The organism is Acetobacter sp. DsW_54 (genome assembly GCF_002153575.1).
GTDB lineage: Bacteria > Pseudomonadota > Alphaproteobacteria > Acetobacterales > Acetobacteraceae > Acetobacter > Acetobacter fabarum.
In genome coordinates this window covers 19,714-38,697 of record NZ_JOPD01000030.1, presented here as the reverse complement: position 1 = coordinate 38,697, position 18,984 = coordinate 19,714, and the positions used below count along the sequence as shown (strand labels likewise).

Genomic DNA, 18,984 nt, shown 5'->3' with positions numbered 1-18,984 from the left:
ATCCAGCCTTCTGGTCCTTTTATGGCGAAGTGAGCTCGTGGCACGTATTCTTCTGACTGGTGGCGCCGGATTTATTGGCTCCCATACTGCGGTGGCACTTCAGGGCCGTGGGCACGATGTTGTGCTGCTGGATAATTTTTCCAACGCCTCCCGCTCGGTCCCTGCCCGGCTCAAGGAAATTACAGGGGTAGACTACCCCGTGCATGACGTGGACATCCGCGACATGGACGCCATGCAACGGATTTTTGCCGCAGAGCCCTATGATGCCGTCATTCATTTTGCCGCACTCAAGGCCGTGGGGGAAAGTGAAGAAAACCCCCTGCACTATTTTGATGTGAATGTTGCAGGAACATTAAAACTGCTTACCGCCATGCGGCATGCAGGCGTGGGGCGCATTGTTTTTTCGTCTTCCGCAACGGTTTATGGCGCGCCAGAACACTGCCCCATAGCAGAAAGTGCCCCCCTGCACGCCACCAACATTTACGGGCGCACTAAGCTGATCATGGAGGATATGATCAGCGACCTCGTGCGCACGGGTATGCTGTCCTCCGCGTTTTTGCTGCGGTACTTCAACCCGGTAGGCGCGCATCCTTCTGGCCTGATCGGGGAGGACCCACGGGGCGTTCCCGCTAACCTGATGCCTTATCTGTGCCAGGTTGCCGCCAGACAACGCGACCATCTGACCATTTTTGGCGATGATTACCCAACGCCAGATGGCACAGGTGTGCGCGACTACCTGCACGTCATGGATCTGGCCGAAGCCCATTGCGCCGCAGTGGAAAAAGCCCTTGGCACCGAGGGCACCCACGCCGTTAATCTTGGCACCGGCACAGGGTATTCTGTGCTTGAGCTGGTTCATGCGTTTGAAAACGCAACCGGGATCAACATTCCCTACCAGATTGGCCCACGCCGCCCCGGCGATGCCCCTACCTGCTACGCAAACCCGGCTCTGGCCAGAACCATGTTCGGCTGGTCTGCCAAACGCACCCTGCTCGATATGTGCCGGGATTCCTGGCACTGGCAATCCATGAGCGCCAAGATCAGGCAGCAGGCCTGACACACACACCCGCCGCCGCAGGGTGGTTTGCAAATGATCATAAAGAATTGGGCAGGATTTAAATAATGGATATCCGGATTTATGTTTATCATCATGCCGATGCGAATATAAATAAAAACCGTTATTTTGAGCCCATTCAGGGTGGCCGATCCATTGCCGATACAAAATTTGCAGGCATGATCGGGGATGATACCGGCGACAATATTTCTGCCAGAAACAGGGACTGGGGCGAACTGACCGCCCTGTACTGGATATGGAAAAACACACGCCACGACTATGTGGGCCTGAATACTGAAAAATCCTACCTGAATTTTTCCGAGCATGGCCGCCAGCAGATTTCGCTGCTGAACAAGCAGATGGATTTTATTGATTTCTGTTCACAGAATATCGAAGAGCGCTGTTCCCAGCATAGGTTTTTGACTGCCCCCATTACCAAAATCCACCCCCCTTCCGCAGCATCCGATATTCAGACATTTTATGAAAACTACGGCTTTGAACATGACCAGCAGGACCTTGATCTACTGCTCACACTGATCAAAAACGAGTTTGCCGCGTATTACGAGACAGCACTGATTACCGCACACATAGACACAAGATTTCATGATGAAAATATCCTCATGAAACGTGATGTGTTTGATGAATACTGCGCTTTTGTTTTTTCAGTTCTGTTTGCGTTTGAAAAAGTCATAGACACTTCCGGTCGCTCTCCGTACCAGAAAAAAGTGTTCAGGTTTCTCTATGCTTTCCTCAGCAATGTTTTTTTAATGAAGCATTTCATGCATGGGAGCAAAGAAGCGTTTTTTCAGGCTGGGGAAATTATTGTTCCAAAATTTGCCAAACAGTACAGCATCAATGCGGCCATCTGTAACCCGGAGCCTGCAAAAACCCCCATTGCGTATGGCAGCACCATACATATTGCCATCTCGTTTGATGACAATTACGCAGTGCACGCACTTGTCGCGCTGTACTCCCTGCTCAGCAACACCCAAAATGGCAGCCACATCCATTTTCATGTCCTGCATGACCAGAGGCTCAGTCCGGCCAACATCCACAGGACACAGCAGACATTCCCGGGTTCAAAGTTCAGTTTTTATGATGTCAGTGCAGACAGTTTTTCCAATTTCCTGCCCCATAACAGGCAGCATATCAGCCGCAACACCTATTACAGGCTGATCATGCATGAGGTGCTGCCAGCAGAGCTGAAGCGCCTGATCTATGTTGATCTGGATACGATTTTCTGTGACGACATAACGCTCTTGTGGAACATTGACCTCAAGGGGAAAATCCTTGGCGGGTGCATGGATGAAGGCGGCATAACCCATTCGCGCAAGCTATTCGGGCGCAATTACAACACCAACTACATCAATGCCGGTATTCTTGTTATTGACCTTGCCGCTGCCAGAGAAAAATACGGGAACCTCAAATTCCTTTATCTGGAATCCTTTGTAAAAAACATCAAAAGCATCACCCTGCAGGATCAGGACATCATCAATATTGCCTTCAGGGACGATATTCAGATCCTGCCCCTACGCTGGAACGCAGGGGGGCGCCTGTATAGCCATAATGAGCAGGATGTCGCCTATACCGATCAGGAGCAGGATGATGCCGCCACCAACCCGGCGATCGTCCACTTTACGGGCGAGGCCAAACCCTGGGTTGCGTCGTGTGAGCACCCGCTCAAGGAGTTGTATTTTATCTATCAGGCCAGACTGCGGGAGCAGGCCGGGGGCTAAGGCACCCCTACCTGCGGCCCGCCCGCTTGCCACTGCGGCCCCTGCACGCAATACACACAGCCATGCAATACGCCCCTCTCCACCATTGAGTAGGTGCGCGCCAGCAGTTAAACTGATAACAGTGTGACTGATTAACCATTCCGGAGCCCACCAGACATGAGCGAGACTGTAACCGGCGCAAGAGAAGCAGATGCTGCCGCAGCAGTTCCCAGAGCAGACGCCCCCAAGTCCAAGCGGAAACTGATGATGGCGGGCGCTGCCGGTCTTGTTCTCCTTATTGGCGGTGGGGTGTTCTGGGAAAAGGACAAAATCTTCACATCCAAGCTCAAACAGAACGTGGGCAGCAAGGCCGAGGCCGCCATGCACCCGCCGGTGCTGCTGGGTATTCCGCCCATGGTTTCCAACCTCGACACATCCGGTGGTCACCCGGTTTATGTCAAGTTGACCGCCAAGGTAGAAATCAGCGGTGTGCCTAACGAGGCCGCATTGCAGGACCGGATTGCGGAAATTCAGGACGTGTTCCAGACCTACCTGCACGAAACCCGGCCGCAGGATATTCGGGGGAACGGCATTTACAGGCTGCGCGAATCCATTCTGCGCCGCCTGCGCGCACAGCTTGCCCCCCTGCAGGTGACAAACCTGTATCTTGTTGAATTCCTTGTCCAGTAAAGCTCTCCGGCTTCTGACACCCGCTCAAACCGACACCCCTCAGGAACCGTAGCGACAGACCACATGCAGGATGTAGACGACACAGCATCAGGGCCCGGGAACCACGAACCCGAAGCAGACGCCGCACCGGACGCCCCGCATACGGAGGAGGCGCACGACCCCGCACAGGAGCAGGCCACCCAGGCCAGTGCGCCTGAAAGTGGTGCCGCACCCGAGGATCACACCCCCGATGCCCCAGCCGACACAACGGCTGAGCACACGGACCCCACGCCAGAACCCGGCACGGCAGACGCCCATGCGCAGGACGATGCCACCGCCCATGATGCGCAGGACACCCACGCGGAACAGGGTGAACAGGGCGAGCATGAAGCCACCCCCGAGGAAGACCCGTTTGGCAGCCACCTGCTGGACCAGTCGGAAATCGACAATCTGCTCGGCCACACCTTTGGCGGGTTTGAAGAGCCGGAAGAAACCGGCATGGAGCGCGTTATCAAGGCCGGGTTCGTGGCCTATGAACGCCTGCCCATGCTGGAAATTGTCTTTGACCGGCTTGTGCGCATCCTCTCCGCCACCTTGCGTAACTTCACCAATGATAACGTTGAAATAACGATCGAGGGCATTCGCTCCCTACGTTTTGGGGACTACATGGGGGCGGTTCCCTCCTCCTCCATGTTTGCAGTGTTCAAGGCCGTACAGTGGGACAACTACGGTCTGGTCGTTGTGGACTCGGCCATGTCCTACTCCATTATCGACATTCTTATGGGTGGGCCGCGCGGCGTTGGGCATGCAGGGGTGGAAACACGCCCCCACACCGCCATTGAACGCGCGCTGATTGAAAAGCTGATCACCCTCACGCTCAACGACCTGTCCATTGCGTTCAACCCGGTCTGCAATGTGGACCTTACGTTTGAGCGGCTGGAAGTCAGCTCCCGGTTTGCCGCTATTGCCCGCGCTTCCAACGCTGTGGTGCTGGCCAAACTCCATATTGATATGGAGGACCGCACCGGCAACATGGACCTGATTATTCCCTACGCCACGCTGGAACCGGTGCGCGACCAGCTTTCGCAGCAGTTCATGGGCGAAAAATTTGGCCGCGACTCCATCTGGGAAGACCACCTGTTTTCCGAGATTCTGGAAACAGATGCCCAGGTTTCTGCCGTGTTTGATGAAAAGATCGTCCCACTCTCCGAGGTGCTGAACCTCAAGATCGGCTCGCTCATGACCTTCCCGCACAAGCAGGGCGCGCCCTTCCCCATCCGCCTGCAATGCGGGCAGACCCCACTGTTTGATGGCCGTCTGGGCAAGCTGGGCAACAAGAACGCGGTCAAGATCCAGCGCAGGCTGGTCCCGCCGGAAGAACACCACCTGCCACCGCCCCTTGGCGTGCCCCCGCAGCCACCCCACCCACCCGCAGCAAACCCCACACCGGATCAGACTGGAGGATCTCCTGAATGATGTTCACCCAGATCCAGATGATCATTGAGATCACGCTCTCCGTCTTTCTGTTCCTTGGTATTATCTACAGTTTTTACCTCGGGCGGGTACTGGGCAACCTCAAGCGCGACCGGACCAGCCTGCTGGAACTGGTGGACAAGCTTGAAAACAGCGTTAACCAGGCCGAAGAAGGCGTGGACAAGCTGCGCGTGGCAGGGGAGGTCAGCGGCCGCCCCCTGAGCCGCATGATCGAACAGGCCAAGGTTACCGGCAGCGAGCTGGACGACATGGCCACCAAAGCCGATTCGGTAGCCGACCGGCTGGATTCGGTGCTGACACAGGTGCCCTCGCAGGAGCGGCGGATGGAAAGCCTGATCGAACAGGCCGAAACCGCACGGCTGGCCATAGAGGAAACTCTGGAAAAGCTGCAACAGGCCAGCCAGACAGCCCAGCAGACCGCGCAGGAACTTGTGCAGTCGGCGCTGGAGAGTGCAACGGCTGCGCAAAGCGCCATAGCCAAAGCGGTGGAGCAGCAGTCATCCACAACGCCGGACCAGCCTGCCCCCACCCAGTTTGCAGACACGCTGGACATGCCCATGCCCGCAACCCTGACCAAAGAGCGGCCTTACCTGCGCGCCCTTGGCAAGGGCCAGAGCACCCCGCCCGAGCGTGAAAGTGCTTAACGTTTAAGAGCCGATATTAACGTTCCGGCAGAAAGTTCCATCCGATTCCAGCCAAAGCCTCCTCCCTTTAATGGGCGGAGGCTTTTTTTACGCCTTGTGGAGAATAAGCAAAAAATGGCGGATAACTGCCATTCCCCCCGCCACCATCTGCTTTTTGTGACCATGTTCTGGCCCGGTGGTGGATTTTTTTTACCCACCCCTCAAAAAAAAATGATCGCGTTAACCTTCTCTTAGCCGTTCGGGGGTTTATTCATCCTTGAACACGGGCACTAAGCCCACTCGAAATGGAGATCACAACGTGAGCCTTTCTATTAACACCAACACCTCTGCAATGGTTGCTCTGGAAACGCTGAACGCGACCCAGACCCAGCTGAGCGCCACCGAAAACGCAGTTTCCACCGGCAAAAAAGTTGCTAACGCTTCTGACAGCCCGGCTGCTTTCGGCATTGCTTCTCAGATGAACGGCAACATTGCCGGTCAGGGCGCAGTGAACGACGGCCTGTCCTTCGCTTCCACCGTTGTCAGCTCCACCAACAGCGCCGCCAACCAGATCCTTTCCGTTCTGGCTGAAGTTCAGGCTGCTGTGACCACGATCGGCAGCAACGAAGGTAGCTCCACCTCCCTCGCTCAGATCAACACCGAAATCACGGGTTACCTGAAGCAGATCGACACCATTGCAACCAACGCCACCACCAACGGCGTGAACCTGCTGGTCAGCTCCGCTAGCGCATCCACCACGGGTTCCTTCAACGGCATCACGGCTGCAAGCGTTGTTTACGTAACCGGTCTGCAGGGCAGCACGGCTACCATCAGCAACCTGTTCAACATCATCAACGGCGTGAGCGGCGTGACCGGCACGGGTTCCACCGCGTCCCTGTCCGAAGCTCTGGGTCTGTCCACCGGTGTTGACACCAACGGCCTGGCAACCGCCAACGGCTTCCTCACCACCGATGGCAGCCTTGCTGCTTCCTGGGGTGGCGCATCTGGCTCCTTCGACCTGACGAAAGCCATTGCAGCCGTTCAGAAAGCCATCACGGCTATGACGAACGTGACCTCTGAACTGGGTCAGAACACCAAGAACATCGCCAACATGACCACCTTCGGCCAGACGGTTTCCGACAACCTGACGACCGGCGTTGGCGCCCTGACCGATGCTGACATGTCTGCAGAAAGCGCAAAGCTGACCTCCCTGCAGACCAAGCAGTCCCTGGCAATCAAGTCCCTCTCGATCGCCAACGGCCAGTCCCAGAACATCCTGTCCCTGTTCCAGTAATCCTACTGATACAGTTGACGAAAAGTGCCCTCGGCGAAAGCCGGGGGTATTTTTTTGCCCGGACTACAACGCACTGGTCCTTGGGCTAACCCGTAAGGTACGCAGGCCAGCCTGCCCCTCCCCTACGGCGCGCGGAAACACCCGCACCCTTGGTGGCCACGGGCCTTCCACTTCCCACCCAAAACACGCAATCCCCCCTGCCAGAGCAGACGGTGCGCGATCACGCGTGCATGGGGTGTATTTGCTGGATTATCTGCCCAAGGCAGCAAAGTGGGCCGGGCGGCAGGCCCGGTTACGGGCCACGCCTCTCCAGCCAGCGCATCAGGAGGCTGTCTGCACCGCCACCGTGTTGCGCAGCATGGCATAAAATGCCGAAAAGATTTTGTGCATCTGGGGAATTTTGTAGGGGAAAACGGCCTGATCATCACAGGCATGAATGATCAGCGCGTTGGACAGTTCAAACACCAGCAGTTTGCCATCTCTGGTTTCGGCACAGTCAAAGCCAAAATAGTCCAGCTTGACCGCATCATAAATACCGTTCAGGGCCACAGCATGCCGCTGGCCAAACTCCTGATCAAAGTGGAGCATGGCGTGGGCTTCCTCCCCACGGCGGGCGGCAAACTCCTTCATTTCCCTGTAGGGGTAATGCACCATCCAGTGGGTGGAAATACCCATATGTGCCAGATAGGCTTTACCCTCCACCATCACCACGCGGTATTTGCGATAAAGCTGGTCGTCCGATGCGTAGTTGACAAAATTGGCGACAAAAAACAGCTCTGCCCCAATATCCGCCAGATAGGCGGCAAGGTCCTGCGGCTGGTCTATCCGGCTCAGGCCAATACCGCCATGCAACCCAAGGGGGCGCACAATAAACGGGTAGGCCAGATTAAGGCCCAGAGATTCCAGCGTATTATGCCCGGTGCTTAACCGCTCCAGTGTGGCGCGCTCGACCCGGTATGTCTGTGCCATGTGCAAACCCGGCACAGTGTGCAGCAGGTCAAACGCCGCAGAGCGGGAGAGCTGGGGAATATACTGGGGCTTGTTCAGCACCGGCACCGGGCTGTGTGCCAGCACCTGTGCCAGTTGCGCCAATACGGGGGTATGGGTGTCCCCCTCCCCAACCGCAACAAACACGAGGTCATGCGGGGGGAGTGTCTGCGGCCATGCCAGACCGGGGCCAACATACACCACATCCATATGAACGGGTGCATTTTCCAGAATACATTCTATGGGGGTGTTGGCGGTCAGGTCTCCGGGGGTTTTAACCACCAGCAGGCGCAAAGCATCCCGCCCTGCATGCGCGAGGTTAAAAACCTGCTGCACCTTGAGTGCTTCGGTCAAGAACGCCTCGGCCTGCTCTGGCTCAAAGGTCAACTGCATGACCAGCGCCAGATCGAGCAGTGTTTGCGCCGTTGGAGCCTGTGCGGCCTTTTGAAGCAGTTCAGTCCGGTAATGCGTAATATCCTGCCCATGCAGGGACTGCCGCAGGAGCGGGGACAAACCAAAAGCGTTCATGTTTATACTCGGCTACAGCCGGGGGCAGAACCAATACAAAGTGCCACAGACCATAGAAGTGCAAAGCACTGGAATAGACAAAACACTCAAATATTCTACTGACCGACTTTATTTCATCAGATTGATGGTGCGCGTCAGCATGGAGCGGGTGATCTGCATGGTGTTCAGATTCGCTTCGTACGAATGCTGGGCGTCATGCGTGTCCATAATCTCGACCATGGTGTTCACGTTCGGCACCTTCACGTACCCTTTGGCATCTGCCGCAGGGTGGGAGGGGTCGTAGCGTGTTTCAAACGGCGTGTGGTCCTGCCCGATGGACTTGACCTTAACGCTGGATGCGCCAGTGGCCTGGTCCAGCGTTGTCTGGAAGGTAATGGTTTTGCGGCGGTATGGGTCCGCACCGGGGGTGGAGCCGGTTGTATCCTTGTTGGCAAGGTTTTCGGCCGACACGCGCAGGCGTTCGGCCTGTGTGCGCATGCCATCGGCGGAAATGCCAATTGTATTGGTAAAGTCCATCTGCTGCTTCCGTCCTTACGAACTGGTGCCTAGCGCGGTGGAGAACATGCCCATGTAACGGGTGTAAACCGTGGTGGCAAAGCGCTGCTGGTCGTTGGTATCGGCTATTTTGCCCAGCTCATCTTCCAGCCGGACCTCGTTACCATCAATGGATGTGTTGCCGCCCGTGGTTTTGCGCGCAAGGGCGGTATTACCCGGCCCGGCCATATGCCCCGGCTCGGTCTGCACCATGGCCATGGTCATCTGGTTCTGCAACACGCCTGCAAACGGTGCCACATCCTTGGAGACGTAACCCGGTGTATTGGCGTTGGCTACGTTGCCTGCCAGAACGGACTGGCGCGACTCCAGCCACTGCAAGCGCCGCTCTGCCAATGAAAACAGGTCAGTCCCGCTATGGGTCAGCGCGGTCTGGGATGACAGTGCCTCCAGCATGAAAATGCCAGCTCCCTTGTGTTTGTGCGGTGCCGTAGGGGTAGGTTGGACCTCCTCTGCTCACGGCAGTTCAACCATAAATAGCGTTCCTTCCCCCCGATTGCCACAGATTTATTGGCCTCCCCCCTTCCAGCCCCACCCAATGCCCCATGACAGACGCCCGGCACGGCGTTATGGCATGGTCCGTACGGCACACCACGCCTTTGCCAGAGCGAGCAGAGCATGCGCACACCCAGAATGACCGATGCAACCATTCAGGCCGGGGCAACACTGGCCATGCTGGCGTGGAGCCTGCTGGCGCGCACCGCACCCGCAGCCCTTGCCGGTATGTGCATTGCCCTGCTGTTCCCTCTTTCCATCCGGGTTTGCGCGCTTGCGCTGCGCTGGCTCCCTGTAGCAGCGGGCGTGCGCCCCCATGTGGAGGCGCCACCCCCACAACAGCAGCACGAGCTGGTAGCTGGGTGCCTGCTGGTAGCGGCCTGCTCGCTCACCCTGCTGATTTATACCCCACCCTCCGTCACGCTGGCTTACGCAGTGGCCCTCCACCTTGCCAACCTGCTGGTACAGTTTGACCGGCGCGAAGGCTGGCTACCCAACGCCATACTCATGCCCATGCTGTTATGCGGCCTGCTGGCAGGGGCTGCTCTGGGTTATGCGGGCAGCGCCATTGGGGGGGCCTGTGCAGGCTGGGTGTTGGGGGGTGCTGGCCTGTTTGGCCTGTCCATTACCCGGCGGGGTAATTTTATGTCCGCGGCCGATGTGCTGTTGTTTGGCGCATGCGGGGCATGGGTAGGGCTGGGTGGGTTCTGGGCTTTTCTGCTGCTTGCAGGGGCTGGGCTCTGGGCCGTGCGCGGAGTGCGGCGCAGCACACGTGCCCCCATGGTGCAGGCGGCGGTCTGCTCCGCCGCGCGGCCTGTGTGGCGCTACCCCACAGCCTTGCCCTGCGCCGTGGGGCTACTAATGGTGTTTTTGCTCCGCAACAGCCCCGCCCTGCCCCACTGGGTGCAGTTTCTGCTGGGCGGTTAACACGGCGGGGCAGAACACCCGTAAGCAGCAAACCCCAGCCATACAGGCCGGGGCAACACTGGCAGATCAGGGTTTGGCAGCCGCCGTAGCGGGCTTGGCAGCCGTGGCGGCACCGGGTTTTGGCCCCCCGACCTGTGTCAGCAGGCGGAAGACGCGCCCGCTCTCACCATCCATGCTCCGGTCCCCTACCAGCTGGGCGAGCCATGCCAGCGTCTGCGCATCCGACGCCTGAGACGCATCGGAGGCCAGACGCAGGGCGAGTGTCTGCTGGGCAGCACTCAGCGGGCCTTGGGGCGGGATCTCTGCCTCGGCCATTTTGCGCACATTGGCTACGGCGGCAGGCCATTCGCCCCGGCTTTCATGAATACGGGCGGCCATATCCAGCGAGTCGGAAAAACTATCCCCGTTCAGCAGGCCCAGTGCGGCGGTCTGGTCGCCTTTGGCCAGCGTAATGCGGGCCTGCAGGCGGCGACGCGAGGCCTTCATGTCATCCGGCAGGTCGGGGCTGTCCGTGCGCTGGAGCACGTCGGTCGCGCTCGCAAGGTCCTTGAGTGCAATGTAGGATTCAGCCAGTCCCTGCCCCGCCAGTGCCTTGAGCTCGGGCGAATCCAGCATGGGCACGGCATCGGAGAACGCTTCCTGCGCTTCATCCGCCAGCCCAAGGCCCAGCAGCATCTTGCCGTAAGCCATCAGGATTTCGCCCTTTTTGGTGCCCGGTTGCAGGGCAGACAGGTGGGCGCGCAGCATGGCCGCACCATGCAGAATGGAATCGCGGTCCGTATCCTTGACCACTTCGGAGGCCACAGCGGCAAGGGTCTGGAACAGCATGGGCGACAGAACAGGCTCGGACACCTGCTCGGGCGTGTCCTTGACCATATCCAGCGTGGCCAGTGCTTCGGGCCATTTGCGCGCACGCATGTAGGCATCGGCCTGCAACAGCCGCACTGTGGCCTCGCGCCCGGCTAGGCGGGCATCGGGCATAAGGCCGTTAAACATTTCCGCGGCGGCAACCGGGGTCAGCTTGCCATCGGACATGTCGAGCGAGATTTTCTGCTCCAGAGCCTTTTCCGCCACCACGGGGTCCGGATCAACCGAGAGCGCATTAAACGCATCATACGCCTGCGTGCGCTTGCCCGTACGCAGGTCGCGGAAGGCAGAGGCCAGCTTGTACACGGACCCTGCGGGCAGCTTGTCCAGCACGCTCAGGTCCTCTGCCGTGCCGTAACGGCCAACCTGCTCGGCGGCAAAAGGCAGCAGCACGCTGCGTACACTGGTGGGGTAATTATCCAGCCGGGTAAAGTCGCGCGCCAGCAGGTGGGCGGCCTCGGCCTCGTGCCCGCCCTTGGAGGCAAGGTAAAGACCGCGCCAGAGCTGCGTGGCACGCTGTTCGTTATCGGGCCATGGGCCTTCAAGCAGGAACGCGCCATCCATGTTGCCGCTCAGCAGTTCGGATGCAGCGAGCAGAAAGCTGACCTCCGGCCGCACGGCCTCTTCGGGGTCATCTTCCAACGCGACGGTCAGGATTCCGCGGGCTTCCAGAAAAGCACCAACGCCAAAGGCCGCGCGGGCTTCCTCCAGCCGGGCGGCAAAGCGCTGGGCGGGGTCGGAATCGGCTGCGGCCAGCAGGGCTTTGTGCAGGCGGGCTTCCAACTGCTCATTGGGCAGTTTTTGCAGGCCCAGCCAGTCCAGATCAACCGTATTGGCGTACACGGCCACCTTGCTGTCGGGGAGTGGGCTTTCACCCGATGTCAGCAACGCGCCTTCAGGCGTTGCGCGCAGCCCCACATCGGGCGAGTTGGCGGCCACAACCACGCCCTCGGTCGTGGGCCAGATGTCATACCCATCCCCATGACGGAAGGAGAGAATCCCCCCGTCATCCGTGGTGGAGGTGCCAACAAACAGCTTCTGCCCGGATGCGGGGTCCGTAATGCTGAGCACCCGGCCGGGCTTGCGCATGGGGTAGAGAATCCCCCCATCTGCCACAATCGGGTTGATCACGCGCCGGTCGCCATAAACATTACCCGGCGGGGGCTTGTCCCCCAGTATCCAGCCTTCTGCCTGCTGGGACAAAAAGAACTCGCGCGTGTCGGGCAGTTTGATCTGCAACAGGGTGGCACCCGGCAGGGTTGTAACGGTCAGGGTAGAAAAAACACCGTCCCCGTGCAGGGCGCTGGTATCCATGGGTTCAGCATTATCCACCACAATCACAAAGCTGTCGCCACTGCGGAAGGCGGCCAGCCCCATGCGCGGGGATATGGGAATAAGCACGCGGCTGGTGGATGTGGCGGGCACGTTAATGGAGCCACCACCCCCGGCAACGCTGGAGCCGGAACCACCGGGCTGCCCTGCCTTTTGCCCCGGCTTGCGCCCCTTGCCTGCTGTTTGCGGCGCGGGGGCTGGCGGGGGGAGTGGCACGTCCAGCACTGTGGCTTTCCACGGTGCGGGCAGGCCTTTAAGCAGGTCGGCATCTGCTGCTGTGCCGGGGTCGGCCGGGGTGGCGGGTGTTGCAGCAGCGGCACCAGCCGTGGCGGCCGCGCCTGCTGCTGCGGCAGCGGTTGCAGCCGTTGCCGCGTTAAGCCCTTTGCCCTTTGGGGGCGCCGCCTGAGTGGTGCGGGGCGCGTGGGTGCGCCGCGCCGCATCGGCCACGGTTGTCATGGCGGAGCAGGACAGAAGCAGGGCAAGGGGAAGAAGGCAGCGTCTCATGCAAACGGATCTGCTAAAATACACGTCTGGTTAATCCTGAACGATCAATGGCCCTGCCGTGGGGCGGGACTCTTCTGCACATATGGTAGCGGGTGCAGAAGAACTGTGGCTGACCGGCCCGCCTGCCAGAGCAGTAAACACGAACCCCTCAGCCATGCAGGACCAGAACGGACACTGCCGCTGCTGCGCACTCATCAATACCCTGAAGCATCATGCGTTAAATAAGGACCCTGTCCCGGCCTGTTGCCCAATGGGGCCGGGGTAGACCCGGCCCGATGCGCAATCAGGCCAGAAGGTTGATGAAGCTTGCCGAACCGGAATGCTTGTTGTGCGTATTGCCTGAAGGCACAACCTGCCCCGTGGCATCAAACTGCATGGAGGAGGAAGAGCCGTCCTGGCCGGTGGACGCAACCTTGAGCGCGCTGGAGGCAATATGCTCGGGCTGGACCGAGCGGTGAGCCGCCTGAGCCATGTTGGCCGTAGCCGTACGCATGCTGGAGGCAAGCTGGGCGGCAACCGTGGTATCTGCCATGTGTATGGAACCTCTTCAGGGCTTACAGGAAACACAAAGCCGGTATGCCGCACCGCAGCGCCGCATGCAAACCGGAAGAAAAAATCTTGCGCTCAGATTATGGGATGGCCATGCCTTAGCCAAGGTGTTTTTTGGAGTCTGCCCTTGCGCAGCCCCCAATGCACCCCAAATACCCGACCAGCACCGTGCATCGGCCTGCCGGACAGGGCTGGTCCACCGCAGTTCCCTGCGGCATCAAGCACACGCATTCGACAGAACCGATAGACGGAAAAAAACATGCGCCTGTTGTGTATCGGAGACACCTCGACCCAGGGGGATATCCGCCCATACCGTGGCCTGGCGGAAGCCGCAGTGGAGGGGGCGCTGTCCCTGACCATGTCCGGTCCGGAAGGGGTGGTGGAAACCCTGCGCCGCTCGCAGTACGATATTGCGGTTATCCAGCAGGCCCGGCCCGATACGCGCCTGCTGCGGCATATCCGCAATTCCCGCATTCCCACCCCGATTATCATGATCGTGCGCACGTCCACCCCGCAGGAAGTGGCGGAAACCCTGTCCATTGGTGCGGATGACTGCGTCAGCGCCGCCATAGAGCCGGTGGAACTGCTTGCCCGCCTGCGCGCCATTGTGCGCCGCACCGGCGGACATGACAGCCTGAGCCTGCATGTCGGCCGTATGGTGGTCAACGTGGATCGCAGGCAGGTCCTGATAGATGACCGCCCCCTCCCCTTAACCCCGCGTGAGTACGACGTGGTGGAACTGCTGACCCTGCGCAAGACACAGGTGCTCAGCAAGGAAGCCCTGCTGGACAACCTGTATGCCGGGCAAGAAGAACCACACGCCAAGATCATTGATGTAATGGTGTGCAAAATCCGCAAGAAACTGCGCGATTTTGGTATTATCGACCCATTTATAACCCAGTGGGGCATTGGCTACAGGCTGAACGAGCAGGCGTTCATCCCCCTTGGTGCGCGCATGAGCACGCACAGCGCCACCCCCGCCTCGCGCGAGACAAGTCTGCCGGTGACACGGGGCATTAACGTAATTTCCCCCGCCACCAAAATGGACGTGCTGTAATCCGCAAAGATTGGGCGGGCAGGCGTAAAAGCCACTGGCCTTGCAGGGGCCAAATGGATTACAGTAGCCCCACGTTCCAGACCACTCTCATGGCGGCAGGCGGCATGCCCCCTCCGCGCCAGACAGGGCCACAATGACCAGCGATATCACCACACGCAGCCTCGACGCGCTCAACGCCTACGGACAGACCCAGAAGAGCATGCAGTCCACAACGGATGGGCAGGGCACGGGTTCCACCGGAGGGGCCGATATTGTTTCCGGCTTTACGTCCGCGCTGGACAACGCCCTCAAAGGTGCCATCCAGACCGGCAAAACGGCAGAAACCCAGACGGCAACCGGCCTGTCCGGCAAGGGCAACATGAGCGATATCGCCACCTCGGTCGAAGAAGCCAAACTGACCCTGCAAACCGTAACCACCGTGCGCGACCGTATGGTGCAGGCCTACCAGGACGTCATGAAAATGTCGATCTAAGACCCATCGCATGCATAACACGGTCGATATCCACGACATTCTGCGCCAGACACTGTTTGTGGCGGTCAAGCTGGGGGCACCCTCCCTGCTGGCCTCGCTGGTGGCGGGTGTTCTGGTATCGCTCTTTCAGGCCATGACACAGGTGAGCGAAGCCACGCTCTCCTTCGTGCCCAAGTTTGTGGCCGCCATGGCCGCCCTGCTGCTGACCGGCTCCTACATGGCCGCGACCCTGAACACCTATGCCCGCACCATTTTTGACCAGGTCATTATGGTTGGCGGGTCATGACCGGCCCCCACACCACCCCGTGGGCATGACCGACTACCTGCTGTTCCCCGGCGGGTCCATTCAGGTGCTGGCCGCCACGTTCCTGCTGGTGCTGTGCCGGGTGAGCGCGCTGGTCATGGCCTCCCCCGGTCTGGGGGAGAGCACATCCCCCATGGTGGTCCGCGCAGGGATTGCCCTGTGCATTACCGTTGCCATTCTGCCGCTTGAGCAGAACGCACTCAAGGACGTGTCGGGGCAGGCGCTGCACATGCCAGCCCGCGCCATTGCCATTATTGCGGGCGAACTGCTTTACGGCATTTTTATTGGCTGGCTGGCGCGGCTGATCTCGCTTGCACTGGGTATTTCCATGCAGTTCGTGGCCATTTTTACCGGCCTTGCCAGCGTGCTCCAGCCCGACCCGGACCTGGGTGCCGGCAGTACTGCCATCAGCCATATGGCCTCTTTTCTGGTACCGGTTATTTTTCTGTCCACGGGGCTGTATGCGCTGCCACTGGCTGCCATTACCGGCTCCTACAGCGTGTTCCCTCCCGGCCATGTTCCCATGGTGGGGGATATGGCGCGCAGCGTAACGCAGGTTACGTCCCAGACCTTTATGCTGGCCTTCCAGCTTTCGGCTCCATTTGTGCTGATCGGCACCCTGTGGCCTGCCATGCTGGGGGTGCTCAACCGGCTTATGCCGTCCATTCAGGTCTATTCCATGGCCATGCCTGCCCAGTTGCTGGGCGGCGTGCTGCTGCTGGCCATTCTTATTCAGGTCATGAGTGGTGTATGGCAGGAGCGTGCGGGCGACATGCTGCTGGGCCTGCCCGGTATTGGCGCCACCCCCGCGCACCACTAGGAGCGAGCGCGCATGGCCGACGACAGTTCAGGCGAAAAGAGCCAAGCCCCAACCGGAAAACGGCTGGAAACCGCGCGTGAGGAAGGCAATATTGCCCAATCGCGCGAGGTGCAGCTCCTGATTATCCTGAGCGGCTTCCTGATTGTTTTTACCACCAGCACCGGCCTGTCTGCTTACCGCTTTACCAAGCACATGTATGGGCTCATGGCCCATTTTGACAGTATTCCCTTCGACCGTGCCTCCCTCTACCGCGCCTCCGTTCAGGCATCGCTGGAGGGGGTCTGGCTGGCGGCCCCTCTGGTGGGTACGGGGGTGCTGGTCACGCTGGCCTTTGGCGTGGTCCAGAGCGGGTTCCTGTTCCGCCCCAAGGCCATTATGCCCGACATTACGCGCCTGTCCCCCGCCAAGGGGATCTCGCGCCTGTTCAGCAAGAACAATCTGGTAGAAACCGCCAAAAGCCTTATCAAGCTGGTGGTGTTTGGCTGCGTCCTGTTTGGGGTCGCCAAGGAAACCCTGCGCGTGGCCCCCGTTTCCGAACGGTGGAGTGTGCTGCACCTTACGCACGAACTTGTCTCATGGTTTGTATACGCAACACTGGTGGTGCTGGTGGTGCAGGCCGTTATTGCCGTGCTCGATGACGTGTGGACACGCTGGAACCGGCTGCAGAAACTGCGCATGAGTTTTCAGGAAATCAAAGACGAAACCAAGGAAATGGACGGGGACCCCAAAGTAAAGGCCCGCCAGCGGCAGATACGCATGCGCCGCCGCCGCCGCATGGTGCAGGCGGTCAGGGACGAGGCCACCGTGGTCATTACCAACCCGACCCACTACGCCGTGGCCCTGCAATATGAAAACGGGATAAACAGCGCGCCCAAAATTGTAGCCAAAGGCACGGATGAACTGGCCGCGCGTATGCGTGAGGCCGCGGAAGAAGCACGCGTACCCATTGTGCCCAACCCGCCCCTGGCGCGCGCGCTGTACACCCTGCCACTGGATTCGGAAATTCCGGCCGAATACTTCCAGCCTGTAGCCGCCATTATTGCCTATGTCATGAAGCTCAAGACCCCCGGCGCACGCGCGGCCCCTCCCCCCGTGCAGCAGCCCCCGCAACAAGCGCCACGGCTCCGGCGCTAAACGCCCGAAAACGGCGGTTTACAGTTCTTTCATGCAGGAAAAACTTGCGTTCCACGCCCTACATGCTACTCAGTTGGGTAACTTAGGCGCAGGCCATAATGGTGGGGCGGGTTTAAGCCCCTTGAGTCTGTTCGCCATTAACCCCGTGGCTGATGCGCGTGCCCCAGAACGGCACAGACAGCCAGCGTAAGAAAACTGCGCATCCACAAGGCAGGGACGACACATGTCTATTTTTAACTCCCTTACCACGGCTGTCAGCGGGATTAACGCTCAGTCCACCGCGTTTACCAACCTCAGCAACAACATCGCCAACAGCCAGACGGTTGGCTACAAGGCCGACACCACCGCGTTCCAGGACTTTGTGGCCGGCGCAGGCTCCACCTCCGGCTCGTTCGCACAGGGTGTGGCCAACTCCGTGGCCGCCGTAACCGTGCAGCACGTCAACTCCCAGGGCACCGCCTCCTCCAGCACGGACGGGCTGGCCATGTCCATCTCGGGCAACGGGCTGTTCAACGTCTCCAAAAAGACCGGTGCGGTCACTTCGGCTGGTGCCGACTTTGCCTCTGAACAGTATTACACCCGCAACGGTGAATTCTATGAGGACAAGGACGGGTACCTCGAAAACACCAGCGGCTACTACCTTGATGGCTATATGGTGGACGCCACGACCGGCGCACTGGACACATCCAGCGTAACCCAGATCAACGTTGCCAACGTCACCTTCCGGCCCACACAGACCACAACAATTACGGCAACGGGCACCCTGTCCTCCGTTACTGGTGCAAGTGCGGTTACAACAAACACCACTGTTTACGATGGCACCTATAATCAGGCCAAACCCAAGGACAACACCGGGGATGTCACCCTGACGTGGACGCAGTCCTCCGCCACCGAGTGGACTGTGCAGGCCTCGTCCAGCACCACGGGTATGTCTGTTACACCAACAACGGCCTATACGGTGGACTTCAACACCGATGGTTCGCTGAAATCCGTGACCGACAGCTCCGGCAACAACGTGACCTCCACCCTGAACGGGGCTGCCGCCAACCTGCCGATCTCCATCACCTACCCTGATGGCAACACGCAGAACGTGAACGTCAACATCGGCACCATTGGTGGCACGAGCGGCATGTCCCTCAGCACCTCTTCCACAACACCCAAAGCCGTTAGCGACAGCGTGACCTCCGGTACATACCAGAGCGCCAGCATTGAAAGCGATGGCTCTGTGATGGCGACGTTCGACAACGGGGACACACAGCTGATCGGCAAGGTCGCGCTCAGCAACTTTGCCAACGTCAACGGCCTGCTGGCGCAGGATGGTCAGGCTTACACAGCCACCGCCGCATCAGGCAGCGCCAAAACCGGGCTGGTGGGTGAAAACGCCACAGGCTCCCTGACAGTCGGCTATGTGGAATCTTCCACCACTGACCTGACAAGCGACCTGTCTGCCCTGATCGTGGCGCAGGAAGCTTACACCGCCAATACCAAAATCGTGACCACGGCAGACCAGCTGCTGCAGGCCACCATTGCCATGAAGCAGTAAGCCGCTTTTTAACCCAAAGCGCTTTTGCACCGGCCTGCCCCAAAGCAGGCCGGTTTTTTATGCC

The 18,984-nt window shown here is 59.4% G+C and carries 18 protein-coding genes; 13 read left to right on the top strand and 5 right to left on the bottom strand.

From position 1 onward, the window contains the following. Positions 1–37: 37 nt before the first annotated feature. The 6 genes from galE (at position 38) to HK20_RS10470 (ending at position 6,849) form a co-directional block, all read left to right on the top strand. Positions 38–1,057, top strand: coding sequence for a UDP-glucose 4-epimerase GalE (gene galE, locus HK20_RS10495; RefSeq protein ID WP_086647014.1), 1,020 nt, complete (start codon positions 38–40; stop codon positions 1,055–1,057). Between the two features lie 65 nt (positions 1,058–1,122). Beyond that, positions 1,123–2,790, top strand: a complete 1,668-nt coding sequence (locus HK20_RS10490) for a DUF4422 domain-containing protein (protein ID WP_086647013.1) — start codon at positions 1,123–1,125, stop codon at positions 2,788–2,790. Between the two features lie 156 nt (positions 2,791–2,946). Beyond that, positions 2,947–3,459, top strand: a complete 513-nt coding sequence (locus tag HK20_RS10485) for a flagellar basal body-associated FliL family protein (protein WP_086647012.1) — start codon at positions 2,947–2,949, stop codon at positions 3,457–3,459. A gap of 63 nt (positions 3,460–3,522) precedes the next feature. Next, on the top strand, positions 3,523–4,914 hold the full coding sequence (gene fliM / locus HK20_RS10480) for a flagellar motor switch protein FliM (protein ID WP_233129181.1): 1,392 nt from the start codon (positions 3,523–3,525) through the stop codon (positions 4,912–4,914). Further along, positions 4,911–5,576, top strand: a complete 666-nt coding sequence (locus tag HK20_RS10475) for a DUF6468 domain-containing protein (protein WP_086647011.1) — start codon at positions 4,911–4,913, stop codon at positions 5,574–5,576. Before fliM ends, HK20_RS10475 begins: the two co-directional genes overlap by 4 nt. 298 nt (positions 5,577–5,874) lie before the next feature. Beyond that, positions 5,875–6,849 (top strand): flagellin, encoded by a 975-nt coding sequence (locus tag HK20_RS10470; RefSeq protein ID WP_086647010.1) that lies wholly within the window; start codon positions 5,875–5,877, stop codon positions 6,847–6,849. Between the two features lie 321 nt (positions 6,850–7,170). Here HK20_RS10470 and HK20_RS10465 read toward each other — a convergent pair whose 3' ends face one another. The 3 genes from HK20_RS10465 to HK20_RS10455 form a co-directional block, all read right to left on the bottom strand. Beyond that, positions 7,171–8,364 carry a RimK family alpha-L-glutamate ligase gene (locus tag HK20_RS10465; RefSeq protein ID WP_086647009.1) on the bottom strand — a complete coding sequence of 398 codons (1,194 nt, stop codon included), beginning with the start codon at positions 8,362–8,364 and terminating at the stop codon, positions 7,171–7,173. A gap of 108 nt (positions 8,365–8,472) precedes the next feature. Further along, positions 8,473–8,880, bottom strand: a complete 408-nt coding sequence (gene flgC / locus HK20_RS10460) for a flagellar basal body rod protein FlgC (protein ID WP_086647008.1) — start codon at positions 8,878–8,880, stop codon at positions 8,473–8,475. A 15-nt stretch (positions 8,881–8,895) separates the two neighbouring features. Then, positions 8,896–9,312, bottom strand: coding sequence for a flagellar basal body protein (locus HK20_RS10455; protein WP_086647007.1), 417 nt, complete (start codon positions 9,310–9,312; stop codon positions 8,896–8,898). A 222-nt stretch (positions 9,313–9,534) separates the two neighbouring features. Between HK20_RS10455 and HK20_RS10450 the strand changes: the two genes are divergently transcribed. Continuing rightward, positions 9,535–10,338, top strand: coding sequence for a hypothetical protein (locus tag HK20_RS10450; protein WP_143296501.1), 804 nt, complete (start codon positions 9,535–9,537; stop codon positions 10,336–10,338). A 66-nt stretch (positions 10,339–10,404) separates the two neighbouring features. Here the strand turns inward: HK20_RS10450 and HK20_RS10445 are convergent, their stop codons facing one another. Together HK20_RS10445 and HK20_RS10435 are read right to left on the bottom strand one after the other, a co-directional pair. Continuing rightward, the gene (locus tag HK20_RS10445; protein WP_158093059.1) at positions 10,405–13,041 is read right to left on the bottom strand and encodes a lipopolysaccharide assembly protein LapB; all 2,637 of its coding nucleotides are present in this window, start codon (positions 13,039–13,041) and stop codon (positions 10,405–10,407) included. 283 nt (positions 13,042–13,324) lie between these two features. Further along, a complete protein-coding gene (locus tag HK20_RS10435) occupies positions 13,325–13,573 on the bottom strand; it encodes a hypothetical protein (RefSeq protein ID WP_086647003.1) in 249 nt (82 codons plus the stop codon). Between the two features lie 276 nt (positions 13,574–13,849). Between HK20_RS10435 and HK20_RS10430 the strand changes: the two genes are divergently transcribed. The 6 genes from HK20_RS10430 (at position 13,850) to HK20_RS10405 (ending at position 18,920) form a co-directional block, all read left to right on the top strand. Next, positions 13,850–14,647 carry a response regulator transcription factor gene (locus HK20_RS10430; protein ID WP_086647002.1) on the top strand — a complete coding sequence of 266 codons (798 nt, stop codon included), beginning with the start codon at positions 13,850–13,852 and terminating at the stop codon, positions 14,645–14,647. 133 nt (positions 14,648–14,780) lie between these two features. Next, positions 14,781–15,119: a flagellar hook-basal body complex protein FliE gene (locus tag HK20_RS10425; RefSeq protein WP_086647001.1), complete on the top strand. Its 339-nt coding sequence runs from the start codon at positions 14,781–14,783 to the stop codon at positions 15,117–15,119. 10 nt (positions 15,120–15,129) lie between these two features. Further along, on the top strand, positions 15,130–15,405 hold the full coding sequence (locus HK20_RS10420; protein WP_086647000.1) for a flagellar biosynthetic protein FliQ: 276 nt from the start codon (positions 15,130–15,132) through the stop codon (positions 15,403–15,405). Continuing rightward, positions 15,392–16,243, top strand: a complete 852-nt coding sequence (locus HK20_RS10415) for a flagellar biosynthetic protein FliR (protein WP_233129180.1) — start codon at positions 15,392–15,394, stop codon at positions 16,241–16,243. Before HK20_RS10420 ends, HK20_RS10415 begins: the two co-directional genes overlap by 14 nt. Positions 16,244–16,255: 12 nt before the next feature. Further along, positions 16,256–17,377 (top strand): flagellar biosynthesis protein FlhB, encoded by a 1,122-nt coding sequence (locus HK20_RS10410; protein ID WP_086646998.1) that lies wholly within the window; start codon positions 16,256–16,258, stop codon positions 17,375–17,377. 223 nt (positions 17,378–17,600) lie between these two features. Beyond that, complete coding sequence (locus tag HK20_RS10405; protein ID WP_086646997.1) at positions 17,601–18,920, top strand: flagellar hook protein FlgE; 1,320 nt, start codon at positions 17,601–17,603, stop codon at positions 18,918–18,920. The last annotated feature ends 64 nt before the right edge of the window (positions 18,921–18,984 follow it).